The 2,776-nt window shown below is 69.5% G+C and carries 3 protein-coding genes; 1 reads left to right on the top strand and 2 read right to left on the bottom strand.

What is annotated here, in order from left to right; translation table 11 throughout:
• Positions 1 to 183: hypothetical protein (locus ELR45_RS36450; RefSeq protein WP_205855686.1), on the top strand; the 183-nt coding region annotated here is incomplete at its 5' end.
• A 210-nt stretch (positions 184 to 393) separates the two neighbouring features.
• Here the strand turns inward: ELR45_RS36450 and ELR45_RS01645 are convergent.
• Together ELR45_RS01645 and ELR45_RS40225 are read right to left on the bottom strand one after the other, a co-directional pair.
• Complete coding sequence (locus ELR45_RS01645) at positions 394 to 2,316, bottom strand: GAF domain-containing protein (protein ID WP_129662892.1); 1,923 nt, start codon at positions 2,314 to 2,316, stop codon at positions 394 to 396.
• Between the two features lie 24 nt (positions 2,317 to 2,340).
• Positions 2,341 to 2,776 (bottom strand): alpha/beta fold hydrolase (locus ELR45_RS40225; protein ID WP_240759051.1); only part of this gene is annotated, 436 nt, incomplete at its 5' end.

Below are 2,776 nucleotides of genomic sequence, written 5' to 3'. Positions count from 1 at the left end.
GCGCTCGCCGAGGTGGCTTGGTGGCTTGGCCTTGTCGATGAGTCTTTGGCAGCGGGGGAGCTCGCGGTGTCCGCCATCGAAGCTTCGCTGGCCGGGATCGACGACCAACTGACCCGGTTTCCCTTGCGGTGCCGCACAGGTGGAGATCGCGCTCCTGGTCGAGGATTTCGAGCGCGCACGTGAGGCCTGCGAAGAGGTCGGGCTATCGCTGATCGGCTCGTGGTCATCGGCCAGCAGGACTCTGCTGGTCTCGCTCCGGCGATGCGATCTACGCGCCCGCGGGCGCGCTGCACGGCGTGAAGAACGAGTCGGATCAGCCGGTGGAGCTCGTCCTCGTCTTCGGCCCTCCCTGCGAGCATCCTTTCCCGCAGACCGGCACGCGGAAGCTCGACCTCAATGACCGGTAGAGGTGCGCAAGAGCTGCTCGCGGAGTTCGTCGAGGCGCACCGCGATGCTGATCCGGAACATCCGCTCGTCATCCCGCCAGGTCTCGCCCAGCACCCGGTCGAGACGGTCGAGTCGCTGCAGGATCGTGTTCGTGTGGAAGTTGAGAGCTCGTGCGGTTCGGGTGGGGCTGGCGTTGTTGCGCACGAATGCGCGGAGCGTGCCCAGCAGATCTGCGTTGCGCTCGGTGTCGTAGCGCCGGACAGCGCCGATCGTGTCGCGCAGGAACGCCGCCAGAGCACGGGAGTCGGTGTCGAGGATCGCCGAATACGGGAGGAAGTCGTCGGTCGAGGCGGCGACATCGGTGATCTCGAGCGCGGCGAGCAGGCGGGCGGTGCGCATCGAGAGGGTGAACGCCTCCGGCAGCGTGTCCGGGGCAGGAGGCGGGATGACGGCGACTACGGGATGCTGGATGGTACGGGCGACCTGCGCACGCACCTGACCTGCGTCGAGCTGCTGACGGGCCGAGGAGAACGCGGCGACGACGAAGCCGCGGTACTCGCCGATGAGCGCACGGTCGTCGAGGTGCGGCCCGAGAGCGCGCGCCGCGGCGGTCTGCTGGTCTCCGGGTACGGCGAGCAGCAGCAGGGAATCGAGCGTGTGCAGGTCGACGCCGAGCCGGCGAGCACGGCGCTCGACGTCGGAGCGCCGCTCCGGCACGTCGTCGAGGAGATCGGCGATGACTTCGCTGCGAATGCGGTGGTCGGCACCGGAGACCGCCTCCTGCTGCAGTTCGAGCAGCGCCCCGACCTGCGCCGCACGCTCGATGGTGCGGAAGTCCACGGCACCGAGCTCGAAGGCGCCCTCGCCGAGCAGCACCGCCCCGAAGTGCTGGGCTCCCGCGGAGAGCGCGGCGACCGCGCAGATGCCGGCATTGTCGACGGAGACGCAGTGCCCGGAGCGGCGGCTGTCCGCGATCGCGCCGCGGACGGCATCGTCGAGCTTCAGCATCCCCGGCGAGAGCGGAAGCCCTGCTGCCGCAATGACCTGGTCATGCGCGTCCAGGATCGCCACGGCGCGCCCGAGAGCCGACGCGAGCGTCTCCGCGACCGGCGCGAAGCCACCACCTGCGAGCACCGCCTGAACGAGTTCCTGGTGCACCGTGTTCGCCCGGTCCCGCTCGGCGAGGTGCGCCGTCAGGCTCTCAAGCGTGCGCCGGGTCTCGTCCTCCGACTCCCGCAGGTCGCGGAGCGTCTGCGTCGTCTGCAGGATGATCGAGGCGTGGTCGGCGAGAGCAGAGAGGAGAGCGACCTCCTCCGGTGCGAAGCTCTTCTCTTCGCGGTTCGCTACGAACAGCACACCGAGCACGTCGTTGCTGGAGAGCATCGGGACGCCGAGCAGTGAGACCAGACCCTCGGCGGAGACAGCATGGTCGATGCCCTCGTCGTGGCGCTCCTTCGCGTACGCCGAGTACTCCGCGACCCACTGCGCCGTCCGTGACTCCACGATGACGCTGGCCAGGCCGCGCCCCGGCGGCACCCGGAGCGCCTGAAAAGATGCGCTCACCGAACCGGTCGTCTCCCGGACGTTCAGTTCGCGGGTCTCCGGGTCGAACTCGGAGAGGTAGGCGACATCGGCGCTCATCATCTCTTGGGCGCGCTGCACCAGCCGGGACAGCACCGCGTCGCTGTCCCGCAGTTCCGCGAGCTCGCGTGCGCTGGAGAACAGCGCGGACAGCTCATGCTCTCGGCGGCGGAGCCGGGCGTGCTCACGCTGGGCGCGATGCACATGATCGGCGAGATCTGCGGCTGCCTGACCGGAGAGGCTGAGCTGTTCCAGGGCGTCGCTGACCGCCGTCGGACCGAGCTCCTCGTCGTTGTCGGCGGCATCCACGAGGGTCGTGATCGCCGCAGCGCGCGTATCTTCCGCCATCGAATGACCTCCCGTCAGGACCGGTCAGGGTGCCACGGACTCCTCGCGGCGCTGCACAGTCCGCGAGATCGCCGCGACGAGGTCGGGCCACAGCTCATGCGGGATGAGATGCCCCATGTCCGGCTGGATCTGGAGCTCGGAGCCCGCGATCGCCTCGGCCATGTCGACGGCAGAGCACCAATGCAGCACCTCATCTTCGCGGCCATGGAAGATAAGCGTGGGGACGGTGACGGATCTCAGGTCCTCCAGGCGCTCCGGGGCACGCAACAGCGCCGACCACTGCCGCGCGTAGCCGTCGGGGGCGTAGCCACGGTCGTAGGCGAGAGCGGCCTTCGCACGATGCCAGTCCTCCTGCGGGTCGTAGCGCCGGGGCGGGGCTGAGCTGACCGTGGCAGCGGCGAACGCGATGACCTCGTCGCGCGTGAACCGCCGCGGTGCCACGCGGAGCTCGGGGCGCTCA

Source organism: Phytoactinopolyspora endophytica (assembly GCF_004138495.1).
Classification (GTDB): Bacteria; Actinomycetota; Actinomycetes; order Jiangellales; family Jiangellaceae; genus Phytoactinopolyspora; species Phytoactinopolyspora endophytica.
The sequence above is the reverse complement of the archived record's forward strand: the minus strand, read 5'-3'. Positions and strand labels throughout refer to the sequence as shown.